Source organism: Pseudoroseomonas ludipueritiae, from assembly GCF_014490445.1.
Taxonomy (GTDB): domain Bacteria; phylum Pseudomonadota; class Alphaproteobacteria; order Acetobacterales; family Acetobacteraceae; genus Pseudoroseomonas; species Pseudoroseomonas ludipueritiae.
In genome coordinates, this window is the sequence record NZ_JACTUZ010000296.1 from 1 (window position 1) to 2,203 (window position 2,203).

Below are 2,203 nucleotides of genomic sequence, written 5' to 3' on the forward strand. Positions count from 1 at the left end.
GGCCGGGCGGCTGCGGGAGATGGCTTCCGGCTTCGGCTCGGGCGCGGCGGTGGCGGCCTGGGCGGCGAGGTCCACGCCGCGCCGCACGCGCGGCGGGGCGTCCAGGCCGAGCTGGTCCCGCAGCACCTTGGCATTCACTTCCTCCACCGCCCCCTTGGGCAGGGTGCCGAGCTGGAAGGGGCCATAGGCCACGCGGATCAGCCGCGTCACGGTCAGGCCCAGGTGCTGCAACACGCGCCGCACCTCGCGGTTCTTGCCTTCCTTCAGCGAGACCGTGAGCCAGGCATTGGTGCCCTGGCGGGAATCCAGCCCGGCCTCGATTGGGCCGTAGGCCACGCCCTCGATGGTGATGCCACGCGCCAGCGAGGCCAGCGCGCGCTCATCCACGAAGCCATGCACGCGGGCGCGGTAGCGGCGCACCCAGGCATTGCCCGGCAGCTCCAGCTTGCGGCTCAGCGCACCATCGTTGGTCAGCAGCAGCAGGCCCTCGCTGGTCAGGTCCAGCCGGCCCACCGAGACCAGGCGGGGCAGGCCCGGCGGCAGTTCCTCGAAGACCGTCTTGCGGCCCTCGGGGTCCTTGTGGGTGGTCACCAGCCCGTCGGGCTTGTGGTAGCGGAACAGCCGCGTGCGGTCCGGCGCGCCCACCGGCTTGCCGTCCAGGCTGACGGAATCGCCTTCGGCCACGAAGGTGGCGGGGGTTTCCACCAGCTCGCCATTCAGGCGGATGCGGCCCTCGGCCACCAGCTTCTCGGCATCCCGCCGGCTGGCGACGCCGGCGCGGGCCAGCCACTTGGCAATGCGCTCGCCGCGCTGGCCTTCGGCTTCGGTCTCGGTCTCGTCGCTCATCGCGCGGCCTCCACGAAGGCGTCAAAGATACGGTGGTCGGCGGGGTCCACCGTGTATTCCGGGTGCCACTGCACGCCGAGAGCGAAGCGATGGCCCGGATGCTCGATGCCCTCGACCACCCCATCCGGTGCAACGGCATTGACGATGGCGCCGTTGCCCGGCCGCTCCACCGCCTGATGGTGCGCCGAGTTCACCGCCATGCGCGCGGTGCCGGTGATGCGCTCCAGCAGCGTGCCGGCGGCGATCTTCACCTCATGGCCCGGCTCGGTGCGCGGGTTGGGCTGCTCATGCGCCAGGGCATCGGCGATGCTGTCGGGGATGTGCTGGATCAGCGTGCCGCCGAAGGCCACGGCCAGGAGCTGCTCGCCGCCGCAGATGCCCAGCACGGGGATGTCGCGCGCCAGGGCGCCGCGCGTCACCGCCAGCTCGAAGGCGGTGCGGGTGGATTTCAGCGAGACGGTCGGATGCGCCGGGCCGCCGTTGTAGAGCGCTGGGTCCACGTCGAAGGCGCCGCCCGTGACCAGCAACCCGTCGATCCGTTCCAGATAGGCTTCCGCCAGCTCGGGCTCATGCGGCAGGGCCACCGGCAGGCCCCCGGCGGCGGCGATGGCGGAGAGGTAGTTCTGGCGGATGGCGTACCAGGGCAGCTTGGACCAGCCACCGGCCGGCTCCGCGTCCAGGGTCACACCGATCAAGGGCATCTTGCGCATGCAGCGGTCCCTAGACCGTGATGCGGGCGGCGACAAATGTTATTCCGCGCCAGCCAGCATCCGCTGCACCCGCTCCACCGCCGCGCGGGTGGGCGCGTCCTGCAGGGTGGGTGTCAACCCGGCGGCCGATTGCGCCACCGCCTGCCGCAGCGGGGCCGTCAGCAGCGGGCGGAACAGCGGCAGGTCCTGCGCCAGGGCCTCCGCCATGGCGCGGCTGTTCTCCGGCCGCAGCCCGGGTGTGCGCAGCAGGCCCAGCATCCCCTGGCTGATCTGCGCCAGCCCGGTGCCCAGCCGCTCCAGCGCCTGCTTCACTTCCGGTCCCTGCCGCTGCGCTTCCGGCAGGCGGGACACACGGTCCCGCGCCCCCTGCTGCACGCTGGTGCCGACCCGCAGCAGGAAGGTGAAGCCGCGCGTCAGTTCGTCCTGATGCGCCGCGATGCGGCGGCCCAGTTCCGCCTGGTCATTCACCCCCGATTGCAGGATGCCGAGGTAGCGGCGCAGGACCATGGCGCTGGCATCGCCCCAGCGTTGCAGCGCCGGCGTGCCGGCCTCGCCCTGCGGCCGCCCGGCCAGCACGGCCTCGCTGTTCCACAGCGCCTCCAGCATCGGCCGCGCGGCGGGGTCGGAGAGGCGCGGCAGCGCCGTGG

At 72.6% G+C, this 2,203-nt stretch carries 2 protein-coding genes and 1 pseudogene; all 3 read right to left on the reverse strand.

What is annotated here, in order from left to right; translation table 11 throughout:
* Positions 1–78 precede the first annotated feature (78 nt).
* Positions 79–846, reverse strand: a pseudogene (locus tag IBL25_RS25720) (pseudouridine synthase); the annotation flags it as partial.
* Positions 843–1,556 carry a gamma-glutamyl-gamma-aminobutyrate hydrolase family protein gene (locus IBL25_RS25725; protein ID WP_187781288.1) on the reverse strand — a complete coding sequence of 238 codons (714 nt, stop codon included), beginning with the start codon at positions 1,554–1,556 and terminating at the stop codon, positions 843–845. The pseudogene IBL25_RS25720 and the gene IBL25_RS25725, both read right to left, overlap by 4 nt.
* A 39-nt stretch (positions 1,557–1,595) precedes the next feature.
* Positions 1,596–2,203 (reverse strand): hypothetical protein (locus IBL25_RS25730; protein ID WP_187781289.1); only part of this gene is annotated, 608 nt, incomplete at its 5' end.

Bases quoted from the DNA above. Each gene is read 5' to 3' on its own strand.
- IBL25_RS25725 (WP_187781288.1), bottom strand. From the start codon at position 1,556: ATGCGCAAGATGCCCTTGATCGGTGTGACCCTGGACGCGGAGCCGGCC.